This window comes from Trinickia terrae, from assembly GCF_005144415.1.
In the GTDB taxonomy this organism is placed as follows: Bacteria; Pseudomonadota; Gammaproteobacteria; order Burkholderiales; family Burkholderiaceae; genus Trinickia_A; species Trinickia_A terrae.
Genome location: NZ_SWJE01000005.1, coordinates 189907 through 212533, shown reverse-complemented (window position 1 = coordinate 212533; position 22627 = coordinate 189907). Strand labels below are relative to the sequence as shown.

Below are 22627 nucleotides of genomic sequence, written 5' to 3'. Positions count from 1 at the left end.
TCACCCCGAGTGCAGCGATCATAGCGCCGAAAAAACCGCCTCAATACATCGCATAGACGAATTGCGAAACGGTCTCGCTCTCTTCGGCCGGCGCACGCAGCGCCTTCGCCATCTTGCGCAGCTCCGGCTCGAGCGCCGCCAGCGCATCGAGCCCCTCTGAGCGCCAGATCGCGATCAGCGCCTCGATCATGTCTTCCTCGACGACGATCGGCTTCGGCTCGAAGACATCGAGGAAATACGAAGCGCACGCGGGATCGGTCTTCGCCCGCACGAACGGCTCGACCTGCGGCTTCGTGCCCGCCAGCTTCGAGCGGAAGAATTTTCCAAGGTCAGCGTCAGTCAAGTTGATACTCCTTCTTCCAAGAGTCGTCGGCTTCGACGCTCGCCTGCTCGTCGCGATAGAGGATGTAGTTGCCCATCACGAGCGCGTCGATTTCGGTGCGCATGAAGCAGCGATAGGCGTCCTCGGGCGTGCAGACGATCGGCTCGCCGCGCACGTTGAACGACGTGTTGACGAGCAGCGGACATCCCGTCAGCGCCTCGAACGCCTTCAGCACCGAGAACATGCGCGGGTTCACGTCCGCCTCCACCGTCTGGATGCGCGCGCTGTAGTCGACGTGCGTGATTGCAGGCACCGTGCTGCGCACCGCGTTGACGATCTGCAGCATGTCCTCGGGATCGGACGACGCCTCCGGCACGCGCCGGTGCGCCTCCCTGACGGGCGCGACGATCAGCATGTAGGGGCTGTCCGAGCCGAGCTCGAAATAGTCCGCGGCCCGGCTCTTCAACACGATCGGCGCGAACGGCCGGAACGATTCGCGGAACTTGATCTTGAGGTTCATGCGCGACTGCGTCGTCGCCGCGCGCGGATCGCCGAGTATCGAGCGACCGCCGAGCGCGCGCGGACCGAACTCCATGCGTCCCGCGAACATGCCGACGATCTTTTGCCCGGCGAGCAGGCCCGCGATCTTCGCGGCGCCCGCATCGGCGTAGTCCAGCGGGTGATACACGGCGCCCGATCGGGAGAGGAACGTGACGATCTCATCGTCGCTGTACTCGGGGCCGACGAAGCTCCCCTGCTGCGAATCCCTGGCGCCGTCGAGCGCGGGCCGCGCGCCGCCGAGCATGTTGAAGTCGGCGAGATAGGCCGCGCCGATCGCGCCGCCCGCGTCGCCGGCGGCCGGCTGGATCCAGATGTCGTCGAAGATGCCCGCGCGCAGGATCTTCCCGTTGGCCACGCAATTCAACGCGACGCCCCCCGCGAGACACAGGTTCGCCGCACCGGTCAGGTCGCGCAGCGTGCGCGAGATCTTCAGCATCACCTCTTCGGTCACGGCTTGAATGGAAGCTGCGAGGTCCATCTCGCGCTGCGTGATGCGCGACTCGGGCACGCGCGGCGGTCCGTCGAAGAGCCGATGGAAACGCTCGTTGGTGAGCGTGAGCCCCTGGTGAAAATCGAAGAAGTCGAGATTCAGCCGGAACGAGCCGTCGCTCTTGATATCGATCAGGTGCTCCTTGATCCTCCCCGCGTAGATGGGCTTGCCATAAGGTGCGAGGCCCATCAGCTTGTACTCGCCGCTATTGACCTTGAAGCCGCAGAAGAACGTGAACGCGCTGTAGAGCAGACCGAGCGAATGCGGATAGCGAATTTCCTTGAGGATCTCGATTTCGCTCGCGCGGCCGATGCCGAGGCTCGTCGTCGACCACTCGCCGACGCCGTCGACGCACAGCACCGCCGCCTCTTCGAACGGCGATGGAAAGAACGCCGATGCCGCGTGCGAATAGTGATGCCTCGCGAAGTAGATCGGCACCTCGCAGTTCAGCATCTCCTCGATCAGCTCCTTGAAATAGGGCTTCACGCCGAAGAACGAGCGGACCGCGCGCGTGAAGAACGGCTCCGCCCCGGGCGCAAACGCAATCGACGAGCGGATGATGCGATCGGCTGTCAGCGCGGGATCGTCATAGAACGCGATTCCCGCGAGGTCGCTGCCGTCGATCTCCGCTTCTTCGAGACAGTAGTTGATCGCGCCGCGCGGAAAACGCGGGTCGTGTTTCTTTCGGCTGAACCGCTCTTCCTGCGCGGCGGCGACGATCTTGCCGTCTCTCAGCACCGCCGCGGCCGAGTCGTGATAGAAGGCCGAGACGCCTAGCACATACCTGGACATGGTTCTCCCCCATCGACGATGACAATCGGCTCGCCGTGTTGTCGTGAATTCGCTTGCCGAATCGGCGCCGCGCTTCATTGTCGGCACGTTCCTCGGGCAAGAATGTGCGCCATGGCACGATGGATTTGCGCCATCGCTTACGCTTGCTCCCGCTCGCGCACGACAGCGCCATCTAGCACCAGCGGCGCGCCGTCGATCAGCACATCGCGCGGCTTGCTACGTGCTAGCAGCTTGATGAAGTCGCGGCTGTCGCCGTTCTCCGCGAGATCGTCCGGCCGGTCGAACAGGCACAGATCGGCCTTCATGTCCGCTGCGATCGCGCCGATGTTCGCGATGCCGAGCGCCAGCGCCGCCGAACACGTCAACGCATCGACTACCACGTCGCACGTGGCCGCGGCATCGCCCGATTGATGGATCAACGCCGTCGACAAGACCACGAGCGACTCGTAGCGATCCGCGCGCGACACCGCATGACGGCTGAGCGCGAATCCCAAAGCGCGATCCTTCAGCGACAAGCGCGCAAAGTGCTCCTCCAGCAACAGCTCGCTGACTGCCCCCGGCGCGCACACCACGTTCGCGGACGATTCGTTCACCATCGCCACATCGCGGCGCGTCAGTTGCGAGAGGTTGAAGATCGTCGCCTGCGACAGCAGCGACAGGTAGGACAGCAGCCCCACCTCCGTGAAATAGCGCGTTTCCTTATAGCGCTTCGCGTCGCCGGTCGTCGAACTGAGGCGCACGCACAGCCGCCGGCCCAGCCGCTCGGCGATCGACGCGGCGGCGAGCAGCGTCGCCGAAGACCAGATCTCGCTTGGCGCCACGGCGGGAAACACTTCGCAGCGCGCGAGCTTGAGCGAATTCACCACGCGAACGAAGCTTTCCAGCGCGCGCTGGCTCGCTGCCGGGCTGTCGCCTTTTTCTTCCAGTTCGACATAGAGGAGCCGGCGCACGCTTTCGGGCCCGCAGCACTCAGCGCATTCGGCTAGGCTCCCGCAAAACACGCCCGCCGTCGTGACTCCGTGCACGGCGAGTTCCTGCGAATAACGGCTCCAGTCCTCGTGGCCCGGGCCTGCATCCGAATCGATCAGGCCGGGCAGACACACCGTCGTATCGCCCGCCAGCTTGGAGGCGCAGCGCGAGGTGCGCGGCGGCAAGACCCGCGCGATGCGCGAGCCTTCGATCTCGATGTCGCCGCGCACAAAGCGATGCCGCGACGAATCGAAGTACAGCGTATCGACGATCGCCCATCCAGCTGTTCCGCAAGCGCCGGTTTCGAGAACGTCCATATGCCCCTCATGTGCTTGACGCCTAGCCTGCCTGCCGCTGCAATCCCCTGCTTCCCGGTATCGCCCGCTCGCCTCACCTGCCGTGCATCGCGATCGCGGCGGCCGTGGGACTTGGCGCCGCCGCATTCGCATCGACAGAAGTGCTCGCGTCCAGCAACGGCGCTACGACCTTCGCCAGCGCCTGGCCCACGAGCTTGTGCGCGATCGGCGTGAAATGGCAGTCGTTACGGAAACGCAACTGCCTTCTCATGTCGGCGGGGTGACGCAGCAAGTCGTCGACGACGTGATGGACCGGCACGTCGATCGACTGCGCGAGCTCGTCGAAACGCTTCCTGATGCCGCCGTAGCTGGCCGTTTCCTCGACGTACTGATAGACCGGCATGACCGCGATCACCGCCGGCACCTCGAGCTCGGACACCCACTTTTCGAGGATGGCCCGCATGAGCTTCCAGCCCTCGTTGCTCGGGGAGCCGTACTCCGGGAGCGGCTGGAACTTTGTGAGCCGCTGGCAGAGGTCCTTGAAATCGGGGCCGAGCTTGTTGACCATCTTGCGGACGCTCGAGCGCAGCGCGCCTAGGCCGCCTGGCGCTCGCGGCTCGGACGATACGTCCGCCTTGTAAGGCTGCGGGACCGGCACGCCGTTCAGGGCCAGCCCGCCGCCGGCGGTGAACTCGAACCAGGGCTTGGGCACGCGGATGGCTTCGCCGGCGCGATCTGCCCAGCCGCGATCCTTCAGGACATTGCGCTGGATGTTTTCGACGAGCACGCTGATGACGACGGCGTCATAGTCGATTTGCCCGGCGTATTGCTGGAAGATCAGGTACTGCTGGTCGGTGCCGCTGCCGCTCAGGCCGAAGTTGAGTACCTCGGTGTTGGGCAGCTGCTGCTCTAGAACGTCGGAGTAGCGCTTGCCGTTGCTGACGCCGTCGCCCGCTGTGTAGGAATCGCCGAAGACCAGTACGCGATGCGGGCGATTTTTGCGGGGCGTCACCTGGTGATCGCAGCGGAAGCCGTCGCGGTTGGTTTTCACGAGGTAGCCGCCGCCTTCGTGCGGGATGCGGACCTTGAGGCCAGGGGCGAAGCGGTAGCCGATGAGCGGGTCGTATTGCATCAGACGGCGGTGCAGACCAGGCGCTTCTGGGGCCTGTGTGCGCGCATTCATGGTTTTCTTGGTCTCCTGGGTTGTTGGTATTTGATGTTGTTTTTGTCACATGAATTAGTGAGTGACCTTTGTAGTCATCCTGATTGACGAGTTAGGCGGCCTTCGTTTCAAGGTTGCGCGCACGCGTCGCGCAGGCCGCCTGACAGGCGGCCTGCGCTGTAAGTAAACGAGAAGGTACGCCTGCGGCTTCGCTGTGAGACGCCATCACCTAGTCGATTTCCGCACGCGTGCGTGCGGTGAGTATCGTGGTTTGGCGCCAAAGGGTGGGGAGAGTGGCGGGAATGGCGGGGCGGCGGGCTGTCGATTCCGCAGGGCTTCATTCGTCGTATAGGATCAGAGGGACCTTCCTCTGCTTTCTTCGGAGATGACCATGTCTGCAAATACTGTTCGGCTGCATCGTGTGATTCGTACTACGCCTGAGCGGGTTTATCGGGCGTTTTTGGAGGCTGACGCGCTTGCGAAGTGGCTTCCGCCGTATGGGTTCACCTGCACGGTCCATCAACTGGACGCCAAGGTAGGCGGCGGATTTCGGATGTCGTTCAGGAATTTCACTACGGGCAATGGACACTCTTTTGGCGGGGAGTATCTCGAGCTGGTGACGAATGAGCGTATTCGGTACACGGATAAGTTCGATGATCCGAACTTGCCGGGGGTGATGCAGACGACGGTGTCGCTGCGGAAGGTGGTTGTTGGGACGGAGTTGAATGTCGTCCAGGAAGGGATACCGGAGGCTATTCCTGCGGAAGCTTGTTATCTGGGGTGGCAGGAGTCGTTGGCGCAGCTTGCATTGTTGGTGGGGACGGAAATTCCGGGGTGAAGGTTAGGGCCGGCACGGATTGGGACCCGAACCCGTGTCCCACAGATTTACGTGAATCGCACGATTTGGCCCCGCTTGCTCAAAGTTGCACCCTAGCGCATAATGTCATCATTTTGATGATATAGTTCTCATCTAAATGAGCAAGATTGAAGTCGGTTTTGGTCCCGTTTGCGGCAGTTGAGGAGCGCTTGGCCATGCACCCTCAGCGCGTCGAATGCTTAAGTCACGCCCAACGCGAGCGGTTAGCCTACATCGACTTCCGGCTCTACTTCTTGGGAGAAATCGGCCGTCCCGATCTGACCAGTCGATTTGGCGTGGCACCTGCAGGTGCGACAAGAGACTTGGCGTTGTACCGAGAGGTTGCCCCAAAGAACATTGAGTTCGACGGCAGCAACAAGATCTACCGAATCGGTAAAGAGTTCGCCCCGTTGTTTGAGCACGGATCGCAGCGCGTGCTGTCGGCGCTCGCCCTAGGGTTTGGTGATGGGGTGAATGGCGAGTCACGGTCAATGCTCCCCTGCGAGTCGCCTGCTGCTTTAGGCGGCCCCCGAATGGACGTACTGGCTCCGATTTGCCGAGCCATTCATGCTAAGCGTCCGGTCGCCATCCGCTACCACTCAATGAGCAACGGAGAGTCCGAGCGAGTCATCGTTCCCTTCGCGCTAGTTGACACCGGCCTACGCTGGCACGTTCGCGCGTTTGATCGCAAGAGCGGCGAGTTCCGCGATTTCGCTGTTACGCGAATCGAAGCACCAACCTTGGTCGACGAAAATCCCAAGGCCAACGAGCGCCCTGACAGCGATATTCAGTGGACGCGGATCGTCGAGTTGGAGTTGGTGCCGCACCCGCGCCTCGCCCGCCCCGAGATCATCAGGATGGACTACGGCATGACCGACGACTCGATCCGAATGCGTGTGCGCGCGGCAGTCGCGGGCTACATGCTCCTGCGCTGGAGCGTCGATGCGTCGCCCGATCACAGTCTTAAAGAAGAACAGTACCGCCTTTGGCTGAGCGACCCGTTGGCCTTGTACGGGGTAGAGAACGCAAAGCTCGCGCCGGGGTATCAACCACCGGTCAGCGCTGTGAAGAAATAGCAATCGACAAATTTAGACAGTATTTAGAAACCTCATGCAAAGCGCACAACACCAAAACCTAGTCGGGTTCATCTGGAATATTGCCAATAAGCTGCGCGGCCCCTACCGTCCACCGCAGTACCGCCGCGTCATGCTGCCGCTGATTGTTCTGCGCCGCTTCGATCTGGTGCTGGCCGAGAACAAGCAGAAGGTACTGGACGAAAAAAAGCGTCTGGAGCACAAAGGCATCACTGGGCCCGCGCTGGAAAAGGCTCTTTCGCGCATTGCTGCCACCGACCGCAAGCAAGAGCTGTTTAACACTAGCGGCTTCACGTTTGAAAAGCTGCTGGGCGATGCACCCAACATCGCGGGCAACCTGATCGCCTACATTCAGGGATTCTCCCTGCGCGCCCGCGACATCTTCGATAAGTTCGAATTTGAAACCGAAATCGCAAAGCTGGATGAAGCCAACCGCCTCTACCTGATCATCAAAGAGTTCTGCTCGGCAGATATCAATCTCTCGCCCAAGGTCATCAGCAATTTGCAGATGGGTTACCAGAGCCTTCGAACGAGCCGTAGCGCGCGCACGAAAGCTCTACCTTGACGAGTGCAAAGAGGCCGGAAGACGAGCTGATGCGAAGTTCCTGACGGACCTCCGATTCCATGATCTGCGGCACGAAGCTACTTCCCGGCTAGCGTCGATCTTTCCGATGCACGAGCTGACGAAGATTACCGGCCATAAAGACCCGCGGATGCTCATGCGGTACTACCATCCCCGTGCCGAGGATCTAGCCAAACGCCTCCTGTAGAGCTCGATCTTGACAGACCGCCTCAATCCCGAGCAACGCCGACACCTCATGCAGCAGGTCAAAGGCAAGGACACGAAGCCAGAGATGATTGTCCGCTCTCTGCTGCATCGCCTTGGATATCGTTTTCGGCTGCATCGCAAGGACTTGCCCGGCACGCCCGATGTCGTATTCCCGAGCCGCCGTCTTGCGCTATTTGTACACGGCTGCTTCTGGCATGGACACGGTTGCCGCATCGGCCAATTGCCCAAATCGCGCCTCGATTACTGGGGACCGAAAATTGCCGCTAACCGTAGCCGTGACGCACGCAAGGAGGCCGCGCTGGAGCAGGCTGGCTGGCGCGTGGCCGTCGTTTGGCAATGCGAGCTGGTCGATCTCGACGCTCTGACTGCGCGCTTGAGAGCACTGCTCGATACGGAGTGAAATTTGCGATCGACAAAGCGATCGTTTTCGCGTAAACTCGCGGGCAACGAATTGCAACCAATAACAGGGATCATCACCTATGACTCGCCCTATCGGGATCGACCTTTTCGCGGGAGCCGGCGGCCTGAGCCTCGGCTTCGAACAAGCCGGTTTCGACATCGTAGCCGCGGTGGACATAGACCCCATTCACTCCGCCGCTCACAAGTTCAACTTCCCCAATTGCGCCACCATTTGCAAGAGCGTCATACAAGTGACCGGCGACGAACTGCGAAGCCGCGCGGGCATTGGCAAGCGCGATATCGACGTTGTGGTTGGCGGCGCACCATGCCAAGGTTTTTCGCTTATTGGCAAGCGGGCTCTCGACGACTCGCGCAATCAGCTCGTGCATCATTACGTCCGAGTAGTCTTGGAGCTTAAGCCCAAATACTTCGTCTTCGAGAACGTGAAGGGGCTGACAATCGGGAAGCATCGACAATTTCTACAGGAGATTATCGAAGCTTTCCAAGAGGGCGGCTACGACGTCGAGACGAACTACAAGGTGCTTAATGCTGCCGATTTCGGTGTGCCCCAAGATAGGCGACGGCTGATCCTTATGGGTGCACGCAAAGGTCTAGCCCTGCCGACCTACCCCCAACCCACTGGGCACACGACTGTTGCCGAAGCGATCGGCGACATACCGGACGCCGAGACCCTTCCCGCGTTGTGGGAGCGGGATTGGACAAAGGCCAAGTACGGCAAACCCTCGGCCTATGCGGCGTACCTGCGCGGCAAAAAAGACGACCCCACTGACTTTAGCTATCGGCGACAGTTCGATGCTTCCCTGTTGACTGCCTCCTTGTTAACCGAGCATACGGAGCTTTCTAGAAGCCGATTCGCGGCCACCGCCCCCGGCGACGTGGAACCCGTCAGTCGCTTCAAGAAGTTGGCCCTCGATGGCGTCTGCAACACACTCCGTGCCGGCACTGCAAGTGACCGGGGTGCTTTTACGTCGCCGCGACCGATCCATCCTACTGCGCACCGCGTCATCACGGTACGCGAAGCCGCACGGTTGCACTCCTATCCCGACTGGTTCCGTTTCCATGCGACCAAATGGCACGGGTTCAGGCAGATCGGCAACAGCGTACCTCCTATGCTTGGACGTGCTGTCGGCGCTCAGATTATGAAGGCCTTGAAAAAGAAGCCTGAAAAACCCACCGAAACCCTAGCGTTGGGCGAGGAAAGTCTGATTGGGATTTCGATGAGCGATGCGGCCGCCATGTTCGGCGTGCCTAGCACCGTCATCGGCCGGCGCCAACGTCCTGCTGAACGTCTCAACGAGGACGAAACGGAAGCGGTGGAGGCATGAACAACAAAGTCAAAGGTCCCACACGCTATCACCAGCTCATCGAAAAAATTTTTTTTGATGGATACAGCAAAGGCGCTACCGAGATTCCTTTCGAGCGCAAGGCGCTCAAAGATGCTGCCGAGGAGCTTGACATCGTCCTGCCCGACAACTTGGGCGACGTAATCTATGCTATGCGATTTCGCGTCCCCATGCCGGCGAAGGTCATCGCCACGCAACCGAAGGAACGCGAATGGATTATCGAGTTGGTAGGACGTTCGAAGTACCGCTTTCGGCTAGCGACCGCCAATCGCATCGTGCCGAATCCGAATCTCGCTGTTATTCGTATCCCTGATAGCACGCCGGAAATCATCGCGGCCTACGCGCTCGACGATGAGCAGGCACTGCTCGCCAAGGTGCGTTACAACCGGCTCATCGACATTTTCCTTGGCCTTACTACGTTCTCGCTTCAAAACCATTTGCGCACCAGCGTCAAGGGTATGGGGCAAATCGAGATCGACGAACTTTACGTCGGTCTCGACAAGTATGGTTGCCACTATGTAATCCCCGTACAAGCAAAGGGGGGCAACGACCAAATTTCGACGGTGCAAACCGCGCAGGATACGGCTTGGTGCGTACAAAAGTATCCGACGTTGCGATGCCGACCAATCTCAGCTCAATTCATCAGTAGCGATCAAATTGCGTTGTTCGAGCTAAAAATCGAGGGCGATCGGCTCAAGGTCGTCGAAGAGCGGCATTACAAGCTGGTGCCGGCGGGAGATCTCGATCAAGGCGAGATCGTCGCTTACCGGACGTAGCTCGCGGCCGCCGCAGCCGTTACGCGACCAGCCACTCTCCGAGTGGCTCAGATCCATCGACGTAGTTGTAGGGCGAGACGTATTTCGAGCAATTTAAGGCGTTAGGAAACTGCTAATTCGGTGAACCACATTCGTCGGGGGGCTTTGTGAAACTCGCTGCTGTAATTCTTGAAAATTTCCGTGGATACGCCCAAAGCGTCCGGATCGAGGTCGACGATCTGACCGCCTTCATTGGCAAGAACGACGCGGGCAAATCAACGATCCTGGAAGCACTCGAAATCTTCTTTAACGATGGCAAACCGGAACGCGGCGACGCATGCGTGCACGGGACCGGCACGACGATCCGCATCGGCTGCGCCTTCACAAGCCTGCCTATCGACATCGTCCTCGACGCCGCTGCCCACACGTCCCTCGCTGCCGAGCATCTGCTGAACGAAAAAGGCGAGCTGGAAATCATTAAGGAGTGGGACTGTTCGAGCAAAACCCCGAAAGAAGCGGTTTTCGCGGCTGCTCTGCATCCGACTAATGCCGATGCCGCCGATCTGCTCACGCTCAAAAACAGCGACCTGAAAACCAGAATCAAAAAGCTGGGCATCGACGAGTCGACCGTGAACTTGGCGATAAACGGGAGCATGCGGCAAGCGATCCGTATTGCCTGTCAACCGCTAGTGCCAGAGCGCCGGCTGCTACCGCTCGACAAGGAGGATGCCAAGAAGGTTTGGGATCAGCTCAGGCCGCAGCTTCCTATGTACGCGCTATTCCGCTCGGACCGACCGAGTCAGGACGGCGACGAGGAGGTTCAAAGCCCACTCAAATTCGCGATCACACAAGCGTTGAAGGAGATGGCGGACGATCTGAAGAAGATCGAAGATGCGGTCAGACTTCGGGCAGAGGATGTCGCGAAGCGGACGTTGGGAAAATTGAACGAGATGGATGCTCGGCTGGCGAGCGAGCTTAAACCATTTTTCAAGACCGACCCGAAATGGGATGTCTTCAAATTTGGCCTTGTTGGCGACAATGACATACCCATCAATAAGCGCGGGAGCGGTGTTCGCCGCCTCATTCTCCTGAACTTCTTCCGGGCCGAAGCAGAGAGACGACGGACAGAGAAAGGCGCATTGAGCGTCATCTACGCGATCGAGGAGCCGGAAACGTCGCAACACCCCGACAACCAGCGCTTGCTGGTCCAGGCGCTTAAGGAACTCGCCGTAGACGAGAACACACAAGTTCTGGTCACTTCCCACACGCCGGGGCTAGCCGGGCTTCTGCCAAGCGATAGCTTGCGGTGTGTGCGAAAACAGGCCGACGGTACGGCGACCGTCGTTCATTGCACTGACGACGATTTGGCCACCATTGCAAACGAACTCGGCGTCCTGCCTGATCGGCGGGTCCAAGCACTGGTCTTCGTCGAAGGAACTAACGATATCGAATTCCTTGAGCGTATCAGTTCCATGCTGAAACCAAGTATGGTTGATGTCGTTGACTTTACCAACGATAACCGCGTCGCACTTGTCCCTCTCGGCGGAGGCTCGCTCAAACAATGGGTTGCGAAACACTATCTGCGAAACCTGAAACTTCCAGAAATTCATATCTATGATCGTGACGACGCTATCCCGCCGAAGTATCAAGCGGAATGCAATACGGTCAACGCACGCACCGACGGATCTTGGGCTGTCATAACAGCGAAACGAGAACTCGAAAACTATTTGCACGCGGGCGCCATCGCGGAAGGCATGAACGGTATCGTGGTCGCCTATACCGATACCTGCGATGTTCCGTTGATCGTGGCGAAGTCTGTTCACGAGTCGTCCGGTAGCGCGAAGCCATGGGCGGACGTATTGTCTGACGCCAAGGAGTTGGGCGACAAGGTCAATCGGGTCAAAAAGCGCCTCAACCGCGACGCCGCCGCCAAAATGAGCCCCGCCAGACTTGCGGAGATAGATGCGGCCGGCGAGGTATCGGGCTGGCTCAAAAGGATCCACGCGATGCTCGTCTAGCGGATGGAGATCGCGGACTTACTGATCGACCGCACTGACGCTTCACGTTGTCGCCTGTTGTTAACGAACTCGGCGGAGCCAGACCGTGGATTCGGATTTTCTAATCGCAGGCGAGTCCACGCCTAGTATTCCTCGTCCTTGCGAGCTAACGCCTGGGCTACAGTTTCGCCGGGGCGTAGACCGAATAGTTCGCGGGCGTTGGCCTTCGTAATGAACAGAGGAACATCGAGGTCGGGGCCGTCATCGTCTAGGAAGGTTGGCTGTGGCACATCAGACGAGGCGGAACGGCTTGCGATGGCATCCTGCTCGCTCCAAGCATCCTCGATCAACGTGCCGGCCGCGTTCGCAGCCTTGTCGCTCGGTTCCGAAGTGACGTTGGGGCTCGACTGCCCTCCGTTGCTGCTTTCAGTCATGGTCGCTCCGGCTCGGTTCGATGTAATGGGCCCCATTGCGGTAGTCGATAAGAAGAATATTCCTTATTCATTCTTATCGACGATGGATATTACGCGTCGGTTAAACGGCCGGCCCTGGCTCGAATGTCATCGGGCGTAGCTCTCGGCAACAAGATACGAACCAAATCGCAATGCGGGCTGGGCGCGCAAATTAGACAAAGAATGAGGGCTTCCGCCGAGACTCACGGCTTTGCACGCCCCCCTAAACACGACTCCGATGTTAAGGTTTATATAGAGTTAAATCGCGCGCGCGTTACGGTTCTTGAAGCCCTTGCGGTGCAAGGCTCATGGGGATGTTCTCATCCCTAAAAGCACGAAGTGGCTCATCCCTAAAGGCACGTGTAATCCACTTGGCTGCATCCCTAAAGGCACGTGGTAATTCACAGGCGAGAGCAGGTTATCCACAACTGCCGGCACGCGATTTCAGCATCATTTGAGTCCACCGAGCTTACGAGCATGCGCCTTCTCGCGAGCCTTGGCCGGGGTGTGAGGCAAGCCCTTCATCATGTCTGCGATCTCGGCCCGATAGCCCTTTGGGCCGTTGGCATAGAACGTCACGTGGTCGGACTTAGGATCGTAGGCCATGCGATAGTCGGGTAACTCACCGGACAGCGCTAGGGCCTTGACGGCTGCCCGGAACTTGAAAAGCTTGTCGGCGCTGCCGCTCTTTTCGTGCAACGTGGCAATACTAGATTTCCAAGTTGGTTGATCGCCGCAGTGCTTGCGGGCCAGCTCGTAGATGCGCCGGTCCAATGGCTTGCGCAAACGGAAGTAGTTTTGCGAAAGGGTCTTCACCTGCATGGCGTCCACGCTGCGAAACAGCCAATCTGGCAAGGTTACTTCCACGGCTACCATGCGGTCGCCTCCGCCGCGTTCGATGACCTTGGCGGAATCGATCAATCCGAAGAACCCACGTTCGCGTTTGCCCGCCGTCTCGAAGTTGGTTTCGATGCGTGTGCCGGTGAGTCGTGCAAGCATCTCTCCCATGCGAATATAGGCACGGCCACTGGTGTCGCGATTTGTCGAATGCAGGAAATCGTAAGCCGTGAAGCGCACCGTGCGAGTGATATCGCGACCACGGTTCTTCGCCGCGACCAACTGACTAATGCAGTAGATCCATAGATCTTTGTCGTGGATCGTCGCACAACCATCAACTCCAGGCTTTACCGTTATCCTTGTCTCTTTTCGTTCGTACACACGTATGCGTCGGTCGCCAGCGCGCAAGGCGAAAAGCGGGTGCTCCATGCTTGCCAGGTCGTCCTTTGGCAAAGCATCGAGAATGTCCGCGACGAAGAAATCGCATTGTCGGTGCCTGAGTGGTGCAAGGCGTGAATACGTCGATGCAGACGCATCGCAAACCTCGCCCGGCGACGCCAGCGGCGTCGCTTCGACGATGAAAGCTTGCATCGATCACACCTCGGCCGTAGCTTCGATGGAATAGACGCTGGCTCGCTTGCGATGCAGGGTCCGCTGCCGCGCAACCTGCTCGGCTTTGGTAGGGCGGCCTCGGCGTGGTTGCGGTTCATCGGAAAAAACCGAGACCGCTGGGCGAGACAGACCCTCGACATGAGCCGCCAACCATTGCTCGACGTCTTCCAGACGCCAAAGCAACCGCTTGGTGCCCGGCAGGCGGCAAATCGGTGGAAGGGACTGGGGATTGCGCGTCGCGTCGCTACGAATGCTTGCGACGGATTTATGCAGATACTGCGATAGTTGTTCTACTGTCAGGAGCGATTTCATGGGCGAACGCCTCCGATCCCGACTGGTCAATGACCAGCCAAGTCGGATGAGGTCCGCGGAACCGAGTCTTGGCCTAGACGACCTTGCGTTGCTCGATTGAGCTGCAGAGGGCCGACATCGCATCGGTCTCAAAACTTCGGCGGGGTTGTCCCCCTCGTTCGCTTGCCCGCTCTCCTGGTGCGTATCAACCTTTTGTTGAAACCGTCCTCATCCGGACCGGCGGGATACGCTCCTGGCGATTGCCCAATAGGGCATCCTTTCTTGCTCTCCCACCAATTCCGCTTATGGTGGGTGCTGCTGAATAGTCCGTGGCTCCACGCTTCTTAGATGCGAGCGGCGCTACCCGCATCCATCCTTTGCTTTTGTCTCGTAGCCGTTCTGTACGTCTTCAGCGCGCGGCAAACCCAAATTTCTCGGGCAATGAGAGTCTACCAGCAGTGTGCGGCAGTGTCATGCAGATGGGAAGGCATGCGGCGGGATAGCGATGGCACAAATTTGGCACACACAATGTGCCAAAATCTGCATCCAAATGCAAAACAACGCACTACATCGCAAGACGTAGTGCGTTGTTTTTAAACGAATTCTTGGTGGAGCGGAGGAGGATCGAACTCCCGACCTTCGCATTGCGAACGCGACGCTCTCCCAGCTTCCAGACCGTGCAAACGATCTTATGATTCAAGGGGTTAGCATTAGATGCCCCCATTCGTCGAACTGGCTTGTCACCCTGCTGTCACCCTTGGAGAAGTGATGGCAACCATACGACAACGTGCCGACCGCTGGCAGGCGATCATCAAACGAAAAGGCTACCCGGTCCAATCGAAAACGTTCACCCTGAAGAAAGATGCGGAGAAGTGGGCGAGACAGCAGGAACGTCTCATCGATGCCGGGCAGTGGATCGACAGCCCCCAAGATCGCCAAACGACCTTGGGCGAACTTCTCGACCGATACGCGAAGGAAGTCAGCAGTGGCAAGCGTGGAACCCGCGCCGAATCGTACAGAATCGAAAGTTTCAAGAAACTCAGCCTTGCGAAGCACGCACTGTCCTTAATAACGCCGCAGATGGTCGCGGCGTGGCGGGATGCCCGACTTGGAGAAGTTTCGTCCGGCACCGCACTGCGGGAGCTTCAGCTTCTCGGACACGTTTTCAGCGTCGCGATCCGCGAGTGGGGCGTTCAGCTTCCCAGCAATCCCGTTAGCCTTATCAGGAAGCCACGATCCGGGAAGGCCCGTGACCGCGTGCTGACCGCATCCGAAAGGACCGCGCTCATATCGGCTTGCGGTCAGTGCCGCAACCCGTGGATCAAGCCTGTCGTCATCTTTGCGCTCGAAACTGCTGCACGACGCGGCGAAATCCTTGCACTGAGATGGCAATACGTTGACTTGGCACATCGGACGGCAACCCTACAGGTAACAAAGGCCGGGCAGCCGCGAAGGATTCCGCTATCCACAACGTGCGTCACCATGCTTGAAGCACTACCCCACAGCCTTGACGGACGGGTCTTCCCTGTATCCATGGAGACGGTTAAACAGGCATACGAACGAGCGGTTGTGCGGGCCGGTATCGCCAACTTCACATTCCACGATCTCCGACATGACGCGCTGACAAGATTGGCAAAGCAGGGACTCTCGATTCTGGAACTTCGCGCCATATCCGGTCACACAACCGCCAACATGCTTCAACGGTACGTCTCGATTGATGCTGGCGAATTGGCAATGAAGCTCGGCTAACCGTAGCTGAAACAGCATTGGTTATCGGTCCATCGCCCGCGCCGCGCGGTGGATCGATCAGTGTCCGCTCAACCCTTACGTTTCTTCATCGGGCGGGCGTGTCGTGAAATCAATACTGGTGATCAACGCGGACCGCCGAAATGGAACCGTGAACGCGACGTGGCACCACTCCAAGCGACCGGACGCGGCCAGCGTTAACAATTCCTGAAAGCGACTCTCCGTCATGTCAACGACGCCCTGTAACTCCGGTTTGAGCGAGATGAACGCGCCAATGTTAGGCACATCGGCATTGCCAATACCCAGTTGGTCAGTCGGGGAGACTTGAATCAAGAACTGGGTCACATCGCGCACCGGTTCGGTGAACTCCCCTTGCAACAGAATCGATGCACGACTTTCGCGCTCGGGTGGATAACCGCGTGGGCGGTCCACGCGCTCCGTTAGACTCGCGTCCCACCTTGTGATTCGCCCGAATCGACTCAGCAGTTCGCGTCGGCGGTGTGGATGCTTCCGGCTAACCATGACGCGGGTCTCTGAATCGCTGTTTGAACTAGGACTGCTCAGCCGTTCTGACGTTCCGTCGTCGCAACAGCACCAAGTATGTTCGTGATTCTCGACATATCATCCGCCCACCTAGAAACTGACTAGAAGGGAACGCTGTCGTCCATGTCTTCGAAGCCGCCCTTCTTCGCGCTCGCTGAGTGAAACGTAAACTTGTCTTCGTTTGTTTCAATCCACTGCCACCCCTGATCAGTCACTTGAATACCGGGGTATGGTTCACCGCGCTCGTCTTCAATTTCTACCGTTTCAACAAACTTCTTGACCTTCAATCGCCGCAACCCAAGGTTGAAGCCAAGGTTGTTCAGTCCCGCGCGTTCACAGTCATTCCTAACCGACCATACGGACGTGGCGTGGTCGTCTTGGGCGACGCTATTGGCTGTTACAGCAAGCACGCTCAGTTCCTGAGAAGAAAGACCGTCAACGCTGGCGACGCTCGACTGCTCTGCCATCTCTTCCAGCACTTCGCCCTGTTCAAGCATGGACTTTAGTCTTTCGGTCAGGTTGTCGTTGAACGCCTGAAAGTCGCGTGGAGATTCGGTCTTGTAAGTGACGATGGCCCGGTGCTGGATGTCGAATGGAAATCGCTTCCCGGCCTTTTGCCGTTCATCCGAACAGGCCATGACGACTGGCCGTCCGGCTGCGTATGCAAACCCAAGTTCGTACCAGACGTTCGGGTTGTCTTCCGTGATGTCCGCAAGGCACACTGCTGCCCGCTTGATGTTCTTCTCGATTGCTTCGACTAGCACGGTCGCCGAAGAGTCCTGATCGACACGATAGGCCGTCATCCCCGCTGCTTCAATAGCTGGCTTGTACAGATCGTCGTATCGCTTGTTGTAGGTGTCGGTGAAGGGCTGAATTACGAAGCAAATCGGCATTGGACGCTCTCACTTGACGCGAAGGAACTGACGCAAGATTTTACTCCCAGCCAGTCCCGCAATCGTCAAGCGTCCCCCATCAGTGCAGCAGTTCGCCGCTGGTCGGTGCTGATCCCGCGTCAACCACGGCGGGCACCGTTGTCGGCGCACCGAAATCGATCAGGCCATCGCTGTTGTACGTTTCCACCACGAATTCCAGCAGCGACGCGAACCTGTTCACGATGGACATGAAGTTTCCAGCGATGAGTCCGCCGCCACCAAAGGGCAAGACGTAGGAGACAGCAAGGTCCCCGTCGAAGTCGATGGTGAAGACCGGCAGGAACACGTCTTCGTTCAGCCGCCGCGCCAGTTCATGTTTCTGTTCGACGGGCGCTTGCCGGTTCAGGGGAAGGTATGTGGCGAACCTGATGAATTTCCGGTCCGGGATCAAGAACACACGGTAGGCGATGCCTTGCTCGGTGCGCAAGCGGATGACATCAGGCTGTACGTCGTAGGGCACCACGCCGCTATCGCGGAGATGGGCGTCAAGAGTTTCGATGGTAACTGCGGATTCAGTGAAGGTTTTCGTCAATAGGCTCTCCCGATAGGAAGTAAGGCCCGGCTGTTGAGCCGTGACCCCGCAAGAAAAACCGCCGATGAACGGCGGTTACTGGTTCTCTGCATACGTCGCTAACCGCGCAAGCTACATGGCCGCAAGCTTCTGAATCCGGGCTTCGGTCACACTCAGCAGACACGCCGCATCGGAACAGGCATCACGCTCGCCCTTCATCCAGTTCCGCTGATCCGCCTTCAGGGCAGCCGGGTCACTCGACTTGGTGCGGGCGGCTGAGTACGCCGAAGCAAGGCGTAGGTCCGCATCAGCGGTTTGCGGCGTCGAGCAGATCAGATGTTCGATGGGCGAAGACGCCTTCGCGCAGTCAAAGCTGGCATGAACATCCGTCGCGCCATTTGCATCCTGCTTCGGGGTCGTCGTCGATGCCAACTGCGGTACTGCACTGGCTGTCGGTGCCGACGATGCGAGCGATGCGTTGACTGCCTTCCCTAGTTCCATCGGTTGCTGCGCTGTTTGCGTTGCATTGTCTGATGACGCCTGTACCGGGGCCGCCGAAGTCGCGTCATCACTACCTGCCGACTGACCATCGGCGACCGCTTGCGCTTCAGTGCCCGTCGTGGCGCTGGCGACCGCTTGTGCGTCTGCTGCACCACTCCCCGATGACGACTTCGCTTCCGACGACGCAGCGACCTGAGTCCCCGGTCCGAAGACGATGCGATCAAGCGGCACAAGGAAGTAAAGGCCGGTCAGAAGAACAATGAACAGCGCACCAGTCAAGAAGACCCGCGCACCGTACTCATAGAAAAAGCGTTGCTTCGCCAACTCACCCGCACTGCTGGCAATGATGATGTCGGGCTGCCCCGCATTCCGAGCGAGAAACCCTACGTGCCATGCCTTTGGGGCCAAGAACAGGAAGACGAGTCCGAATCCAACGCAGATCGCTATGTCCATGTACAGCCCTTCCGTGTACGCGCCGAAAGCAAGCAAGCCAAAGATTGCGGCACCAACTACGGCCCAGAACTTCCCAAACCCGTTGCTGTACGACTTCTCGAATTTTGCTTCCTTAGCGTTTGCTACGGCGGCGGCAATGTCGCCACCGCAGTGCTTGCATCGGATCGCGGAGTCCTGAATCTCTTCTGCGCAGAAAAGGCATTTTTTCATTGTGAATCCCCCGTAATTTTCCGGTCCCGCCGCAAAGGGGACCATGGTCCGTCGAACTGGGCGATGTTACCCCACACGATGACGGGATGCCAATTAGCACCCGTCAAAGCAAAGACCCATCCTTAATCGCGCTCGGTGAAGCGATTCGCCGCCACCGCGAAGCCAAAGAACTATCGCAAGAGCAGTTGGCGTTGCTCGCTGACGTTGATCGAAGCTATGTCGGTCGTGTTGAACGCGGCACCAACAATGCCGCCACGTTGACGCTCAAAAGACTGGCGAACGCACTCGACATAACGCTGGCCGAGTTGATAGCCGAAGCCGGGTTATGAGATAGCCGTCGATTGCTCGATTGCCGGTTCCCGCACCCGCATACTGGCCTTATGGCTAATGTTCATGCGCCGCGCGACTTGCGACGATCCGACCAGTCGATCAGTGCGCACGGTACGCCATCGGGTCCCATGCCCGTCAAATCGTTCGACTCTTCCTTGATCTGACGCGAGAGCCGCGAAAGCGTAGACCGGGAACACTTGGTTGCCGCGATGATCGTGTTCCAGCTATCGCCCCGACGTAGCATCTGCATGATCCCCGCGTTTCGCTGGTCGTCAGGCTTGCGACCGGGATAGCCGCCCACTTCCTTCAACTTCTCGATCCCTTGCTGCTGTCGGCGACGCCGGTCTTCGTAGTCCTTGCGGGCGATTGCAGCCAGCATGTCCAACATCATCGAATTCAGGGCATCCATCATGCGCCCGGTGATGTCATCCGTTGCAGTGGTCATCATCCACGATGTAGGCAGGTCCAGCGCGACAACCCGAACCCGACGCGACTGAAGTTCGGTCTTCAGCTTGGACCAATCATCAGCGTTCAGGCGCGAGAGACGATCCACTTGTTCGATCAGGCAAACGTCCCCTTCGTGACAGTCGGACAGCAGCCGGAACAGTTCCGGGCGCTGAAGTGATGCGCCTGATTCGTTCTCAACATAGAACGCGGCGATCTGAAGCCCACGCTCCCGCGCAAACTCGATCAGGTCATTCTTGGCGCGACTGGCATCTTGTCCTTTAGTCGAAGCGCGAAGGTAGGCACGAACAAACATGAATCACCCCGACTGGTCTTATTAGGATGGTTCGCATATTATCAGTTCGATATGGGTTCCGTCAAGCCATTTAGAGAACCAGTTTTGAAACGGTTCTGCTAAGGCATACCCGTCTGGAACCAGCGCATGCCCGACCGAATCAGCTAATCTTCAGACAACACGCATCAAGGAACGGAGACCGCCATGACTAGCGCGAAGGAAGAACAACCACAATCTGGGGACGAGTGCACATTGCCGACCGATCCGAAGATCGACAAATTGCGTGAAACAGTATTAGGGCGGTCGGAACGCGAAGAAAAGGAGATCATTGACTACTTCGAATGGCAAGCGAACAAAGGTCGCGATGATGACGACAGGATCACGGTGCGTCATTTGGAAAAGATGAAGACCGAAGTCGTGTTCGGGCGGAAGTACGCGGTCTGGGATGTCCACGCCACAGACGGGAGATGGTGGGTCGTCACCAACCCGACAAACCTATACTCCCAAGCACAATTTCCGGGCCTTGACTACCTGCTGTCCTTCCACATCGGCCTGATGTCCCGCGTGGCATCGCGTGATGCCCGCAAGGCCGGAACGCCCAATCAGGATCGATTCGCCGCAGCATGGCGGCGATGGGAACAAGCGGCATCGGCAATTGACAATGCGTCAGAAGCAGAAGACTTTCAGGCGGTCGGAATGAAGTGCCGCGAGTGTCTGTTGACGTTTGTCGCTAGTGCGCCCGAGTACGTCGAACTGCCGGACGGTGCCACGCTTCCAAAGCGCGGGAACTTCACGGAATGGGCGGAACTGATCGCGGACTGGTCGGCACCGGGTAAGCACTCGAAAGACATACGTGCGTATCTGAAGCAGATGTCAGGTTCGGCATGGGGCTTGGTGAACTGGCTTACGCACACGTCCAACGCGGTCGCCATCGATGCGGAACTGGCGATGGACGCGACGCATCATGTGCTTGAAGTGTTCTCTGCTGCCGTCGTGAGAAAAGAATCTGCGCGACCCGACCGGTGTCCCCGTTGTTCATCCTATCAACTCGCCAGCTTCTATGCACCCGAGCTTGAACCGGACCCACCGTATGTAACGGTATGTCGCGCGTGCGAATGGGAATCGGTCGGTCCACCAGACGACGTAGAGACCGAATGAGAACGCAGCCGGAAGCCACAGGATAGGTTTCGATACATCAGTACCGGTAGACGTGCGGATTCCGTCCGGTCATCTATCGAACCAGCGCGAAGCCGGTTTTCAATCGGCGCACCCGTTTTTGAATCAAATTTGATCGACGTTGGAACGTGACAGATAATGACGCAATGGCGGGTAATTGCCAGTGACACGTGATTGCCGCTGACGGGTGATTACCAGTGACAGGTGATTACCAATGGCAGGTGATTGCCAGTGACACGTGGCTGCCAATGACAGGTGATTGCCAATGGCGGGTGATTACCAGTGACACGTGACTGGCAGTGACACGTGACTGCCAGTGACACGTGACTGCCAGTGACACGTGACTGCCAGTGACACGTGACCGCCAGTGACAGGTGATTACCAATGGCAGGTGATTGCCAGTGACACGTGACTGCCAGTGACGGGTGATTGCCAATGGCGGGTGATTACCAGTGACAGGTGATTACCAATGGCGGGGGATTGCCGCTGACGGGTGATTACCGGTGACAGGTGATTACCAATGGCGGGTGATTGCCAGTGACACGTGACTGCCAATGACAGGTGATTGCCAATGGCGGGTGATTACCAATGGCGGGTGATTGCCAGTGACAGGTGATTACCAATGGCAGGTGATTGCCAATGGCTGGTGATTGCCAGTGACACGTGACTGCCAGTGACAGGTGATTACCAATGGCAGGTGATTACCAGTGACAGGTGATTACCAGTGACAGGTGATTACCAGTGACAGGTGATTACCAGTGACAGGTGATTACCAGTGACAGGTGATTACCAGTGACAGGTGATTGCCAGTGACTGGTGATTGCCAGTGACAGGTGATTACCAATGGCGGGTGATTGCCAGTGACAGACGATGAACTGGCAATGAATGACGGATTAGGGGTGAATTGAAGGCAACAAGTCCAGATGATGTTCAATAACTGGGACTTATCACATGTCCAATTCAACACCTATGGCGATCTCGCGAAGCGAGATGCGCGAAGCGCAGATCAGTTACCAATTGATGATGTGACTTGTGGCGCTTCTGGATTTCACTCAGAACACAAGTTCTTTGCCGAGTTGTTTTTCTTCTTGTTCCTACATGTCATTCAACTAGTTGTTTCTTCATTTCTGCCCTTCGGGCACTTCGCTTCGCTCAGAACACAAGTTCTTTGCCGAGTTGTTTTTCTTCTTGTTCCTACATGTCATTCAACTAGTTGTTTCTTCATTTCTGCCCTTCGGGCACTTCGCTTCGCTCAGAACACAAGTTCTTTATCGACTTTTTTTCTTCTTGTTCCCTACTTATCACTTCAACTAGTTGCTTCTTCATTTCTGCCCTTCGGGCACTTCGCTTCGCTCAGAACACAAGTTCTTTACTGACTTGTTTTTCTTCTTGTTCCTACTTGTCAGTTCAACTAGTTCGTTCACATCTTTAAAACCCTTAATATTTA

General features: G+C 58.0%; 22 protein-coding genes, 1 tRNA gene and 1 pseudogene. 11 read left to right on the top strand and 13 right to left on the bottom strand.

Translation table 11 applies throughout. From position 1 onward, the window contains the following. Nucleotides 1-40 precede the first annotated feature (40 nt). The 4 genes from FAZ69_RS10360 to FAZ69_RS10345 all read right to left on the bottom strand — a co-directional run bounded on the left by FAZ69_RS10360 (nucleotide 41) and on the right by FAZ69_RS10345 (nucleotide 4613). Entirely contained in the window at nucleotides 41-343 is a 303-nt protein-coding gene (locus tag FAZ69_RS10360) for a hypothetical protein (protein WP_136894012.1), read from the bottom strand. Further along, nucleotides 336-2165 carry a carbamoyltransferase family protein gene (locus tag FAZ69_RS10355; protein ID WP_136894010.1) on the bottom strand — a complete coding sequence of 610 codons (1830 nt, stop codon included), beginning with the start codon at nucleotides 2163-2165 and terminating at the stop codon, nucleotides 336-338. Before FAZ69_RS10355 ends, FAZ69_RS10360 begins: the two co-directional genes overlap by 8 nt. Nucleotides 2166-2302: 137 nt before the next feature. Then, on the bottom strand, nucleotides 2303-3451 hold the full coding sequence (locus FAZ69_RS10350; protein ID WP_136894008.1) for an amidohydrolase family protein: 1149 nt from the start codon (nucleotides 3449-3451) through the stop codon (nucleotides 2303-2305). A gap of 73 nt (nucleotides 3452-3524) precedes the next feature. Continuing rightward, nucleotides 3525-4613: an SGNH/GDSL hydrolase family protein gene (locus FAZ69_RS10345; RefSeq protein ID WP_136894006.1), complete on the bottom strand. Its 1089-nt coding sequence runs from the start codon at nucleotides 4611-4613 to the stop codon at nucleotides 3525-3527. A gap of 370 nt (nucleotides 4614-4983) precedes the next feature. Between FAZ69_RS10345 and FAZ69_RS10340 the strand changes: the two genes are divergently transcribed. The 8 genes and pseudogenes from FAZ69_RS10340 to FAZ69_RS10305 all read left to right on the top strand — a co-directional run bounded on the left by FAZ69_RS10340 (nucleotide 4984) and on the right by FAZ69_RS10305 (nucleotide 11868). Further along, a complete protein-coding gene (locus FAZ69_RS10340) occupies nucleotides 4984-5430 on the top strand; it encodes an SRPBCC family protein (RefSeq protein WP_136894004.1) in 447 nt (148 codons plus the stop codon). A gap of 194 nt (nucleotides 5431-5624) precedes the next feature. Beyond that, entirely contained in the window at nucleotides 5625-6524 is a 900-nt protein-coding gene (locus FAZ69_RS10335; protein WP_136894001.1) for a helix-turn-helix transcriptional regulator, read from the top strand. Between the two features lie 34 nt (nucleotides 6525-6558). After that, complete coding sequence (locus tag FAZ69_RS10330; RefSeq protein ID WP_206171188.1) at nucleotides 6559-7107, top strand: type I restriction-modification system subunit M N-terminal domain-containing protein; 549 nt, start codon at nucleotides 6559-6561, stop codon at nucleotides 7105-7107. Continuing rightward, a pseudogene (locus FAZ69_RS10325) lies at nucleotides 7055-7312 on the top strand (tyrosine-type recombinase/integrase); the annotation flags it as partial. The gene FAZ69_RS10330 and the pseudogene FAZ69_RS10325, both read left to right, overlap by 53 nt. A 9-nt stretch (nucleotides 7313-7321) precedes the next feature. Then, nucleotides 7322-7732, top strand: coding sequence for a very short patch repair endonuclease (locus tag FAZ69_RS10320; protein ID WP_136893999.1), 411 nt, complete (start codon nucleotides 7322-7324; stop codon nucleotides 7730-7732). Nucleotides 7733-7811: 79 nt separating this feature from the next. Continuing rightward, entirely contained in the window at nucleotides 7812-9077 is a 1266-nt protein-coding gene (locus tag FAZ69_RS10315; protein WP_136893997.1) for a DNA cytosine methyltransferase, read from the top strand. Beyond that, on the top strand, nucleotides 9074-9871 hold the full coding sequence (locus FAZ69_RS10310; RefSeq protein ID WP_136893994.1) for an endonuclease: 798 nt from the start codon (nucleotides 9074-9076) through the stop codon (nucleotides 9869-9871). Before FAZ69_RS10315 ends, FAZ69_RS10310 begins: the two co-directional genes overlap by 4 nt. 146 nt (nucleotides 9872-10017) lie before the next feature. After that, nucleotides 10018-11868 (top strand): ATP-binding protein, encoded by a 1851-nt coding sequence (locus FAZ69_RS10305; RefSeq protein ID WP_136893992.1) that lies wholly within the window; start codon nucleotides 10018-10020, stop codon nucleotides 11866-11868. Nucleotides 11869-11990: 122 nt separating this feature from the next. Here FAZ69_RS10305 and FAZ69_RS33570 read toward each other — a convergent pair whose 3' ends face one another. The 4 genes from FAZ69_RS33570 to FAZ69_RS33225 form a co-directional block, all read right to left on the bottom strand. Continuing rightward, nucleotides 11991-12281, bottom strand: a complete 291-nt coding sequence (locus FAZ69_RS33570; protein ID WP_240702173.1) for a hypothetical protein — start codon at nucleotides 12279-12281, stop codon at nucleotides 11991-11993. Between the two features lie 468 nt (nucleotides 12282-12749). Further along, nucleotides 12750-13727: a replication initiator protein A gene (locus FAZ69_RS10295; RefSeq protein ID WP_136893989.1), complete on the bottom strand. Its 978-nt coding sequence runs from the start codon at nucleotides 13725-13727 to the stop codon at nucleotides 12750-12752. A gap of 3 nt (nucleotides 13728-13730) precedes the next feature. Further along, entirely contained in the window at nucleotides 13731-14060 is a 330-nt protein-coding gene (locus FAZ69_RS10290; protein ID WP_136893987.1) for a helix-turn-helix transcriptional regulator, read from the bottom strand. Nucleotides 14061-14645: 585 nt separating this feature from the next. Continuing rightward, nucleotides 14646-14711 (bottom strand) — tRNA-Ala (locus FAZ69_RS33225). Nucleotides 14712-14807: 96 nt separating this feature from the next. Here FAZ69_RS33225 and FAZ69_RS10285 point away from each other — a divergent pair. Next, nucleotides 14808-15788 carry an integrase gene (locus tag FAZ69_RS10285; protein ID WP_169708603.1) on the top strand — a complete coding sequence of 327 codons (981 nt, stop codon included), beginning with the start codon at nucleotides 14808-14810 and terminating at the stop codon, nucleotides 15786-15788. 75 nt (nucleotides 15789-15863) lie between these two features. Here the strand turns inward: FAZ69_RS10285 and FAZ69_RS10280 are convergent, their stop codons facing one another. From FAZ69_RS10280 to FAZ69_RS10265, 4 genes are all read right to left on the bottom strand, one after another. Beyond that, nucleotides 15864-16217 carry a hypothetical protein gene (locus FAZ69_RS10280; RefSeq protein WP_136893983.1) on the bottom strand — a complete coding sequence of 118 codons (354 nt, stop codon included), beginning with the start codon at nucleotides 16215-16217 and terminating at the stop codon, nucleotides 15864-15866. 212 nt (nucleotides 16218-16429) lie between these two features. After that, entirely contained in the window at nucleotides 16430-17221 is a 792-nt protein-coding gene (locus FAZ69_RS10275; RefSeq protein ID WP_136893981.1) for a TIR domain-containing protein, read from the bottom strand. Between the two features lie 79 nt (nucleotides 17222-17300). Continuing rightward, nucleotides 17301-17792 (bottom strand): YbjN domain-containing protein, encoded by a 492-nt coding sequence (locus tag FAZ69_RS10270; protein WP_136893979.1) that lies wholly within the window; start codon nucleotides 17790-17792, stop codon nucleotides 17301-17303. A 111-nt stretch (nucleotides 17793-17903) separates the two neighbouring features. Further along, nucleotides 17904-18935 carry a lysozyme inhibitor LprI family protein gene (locus tag FAZ69_RS10265; RefSeq protein ID WP_169708602.1) on the bottom strand — a complete coding sequence of 344 codons (1032 nt, stop codon included), beginning with the start codon at nucleotides 18933-18935 and terminating at the stop codon, nucleotides 17904-17906. An 86-nt stretch (nucleotides 18936-19021) separates the two neighbouring features. Between FAZ69_RS10265 and FAZ69_RS10260 the strand changes: the two genes are divergently transcribed. Further along, nucleotides 19022-19264: a helix-turn-helix domain-containing protein gene (locus FAZ69_RS10260; RefSeq protein ID WP_076926612.1), complete on the top strand. Its 243-nt coding sequence runs from the start codon at nucleotides 19022-19024 to the stop codon at nucleotides 19262-19264. A 62-nt stretch (nucleotides 19265-19326) separates the two neighbouring features. Here FAZ69_RS10260 and FAZ69_RS10255 read toward each other — a convergent pair whose 3' ends face one another. After that, the gene (locus FAZ69_RS10255) at nucleotides 19327-20025 is read right to left on the bottom strand and encodes a recombinase family protein (RefSeq protein ID WP_136893975.1); all 699 of its coding nucleotides are present in this window, start codon (nucleotides 20023-20025) and stop codon (nucleotides 19327-19329) included. A 183-nt stretch (nucleotides 20026-20208) separates the two neighbouring features. Here FAZ69_RS10255 and FAZ69_RS10250 point away from each other — a divergent pair, with 183 nt between their 5' ends. Then, nucleotides 20209-21162 (top strand): hypothetical protein, encoded by a 954-nt coding sequence (locus tag FAZ69_RS10250; RefSeq protein WP_136893973.1) that lies wholly within the window; start codon nucleotides 20209-20211, stop codon nucleotides 21160-21162. Nucleotides 21163-22627: the final 1465 nt, after the last annotated feature.

Excerpts from the sequence above, each read along its gene's own strand:
- FAZ69_RS10330 (WP_206171188.1), top strand. The coding sequence starts at position 6,559 with ATGCAAAGCGCACAACACCAAAACCTAGTCGGGTTCATCTGGAATATT.
- FAZ69_RS10285 (WP_169708603.1), top strand. The coding sequence starts at position 14,808 with ATGGCAACCATACGACAACGTGCCGACCGCTGGCAGGCGATCATCAAA.
- FAZ69_RS10310 (WP_136893994.1), top strand. The coding sequence starts at position 9,074 with ATGAACAACAAAGTCAAAGGTCCCACACGCTATCACCAGCTCATCGAA.
- FAZ69_RS10255 (WP_136893975.1), bottom strand. The coding sequence starts at position 20,025 with ATGTTTGTTCGTGCCTACCTTCGCGCTTCGACTAAAGGACAAGATGCC.
- FAZ69_RS33570 (WP_240702173.1), bottom strand. The coding sequence starts at position 12,281 with ATGACTGAAAGCAGCAACGGAGGGCAGTCGAGCCCCAACGTCACTTCG.
- FAZ69_RS10340 (WP_136894004.1), top strand. The coding sequence starts at position 4,984 with ATGTCTGCAAATACTGTTCGGCTGCATCGTGTGATTCGTACTACGCCT.
- FAZ69_RS10315 (WP_136893997.1), top strand. The coding sequence starts at position 7,812 with ATGACTCGCCCTATCGGGATCGACCTTTTCGCGGGAGCCGGCGGCCTG.
- FAZ69_RS10290 (WP_136893987.1), bottom strand. The coding sequence starts at position 14,060 with ATGAAATCGCTCCTGACAGTAGAACAACTATCGCAGTATCTGCATAAA.
- FAZ69_RS10355 (WP_136894010.1), bottom strand. The coding sequence starts at position 2,165 with ATGTCCAGGTATGTGCTAGGCGTCTCGGCCTTCTATCACGACTCGGCC.
- FAZ69_RS10335 (WP_136894001.1), top strand. The coding sequence starts at position 5,625 with ATGCACCCTCAGCGCGTCGAATGCTTAAGTCACGCCCAACGCGAGCGG.
- FAZ69_RS10275 (WP_136893981.1), bottom strand. The coding sequence starts at position 17,221 with ATGCCGATTTGCTTCGTAATTCAGCCCTTCACCGACACCTACAACAAG.
- FAZ69_RS10345 (WP_136894006.1), bottom strand. The coding sequence starts at position 4,613 with ATGAATGCGCGCACACAGGCCCCAGAAGCGCCTGGTCTGCACCGCCGT.
- FAZ69_RS10250 (WP_136893973.1), top strand. The coding sequence starts at position 20,209 with ATGACTAGCGCGAAGGAAGAACAACCACAATCTGGGGACGAGTGCACA.
- FAZ69_RS10265 (WP_169708602.1), bottom strand. The coding sequence starts at position 18,935 with ATGAAAAAATGCCTTTTCTGCGCAGAAGAGATTCAGGACTCCGCGATC.
- FAZ69_RS10295 (WP_136893989.1), bottom strand. The coding sequence starts at position 13,727 with ATGCAAGCTTTCATCGTCGAAGCGACGCCGCTGGCGTCGCCGGGCGAG.
- FAZ69_RS10350 (WP_136894008.1), bottom strand. The coding sequence starts at position 3,451 with ATGGACGTTCTCGAAACCGGCGCTTGCGGAACAGCTGGATGGGCGATC.
- FAZ69_RS10260 (WP_076926612.1), top strand. The coding sequence starts at position 19,022 with ATGCCAATTAGCACCCGTCAAAGCAAAGACCCATCCTTAATCGCGCTC.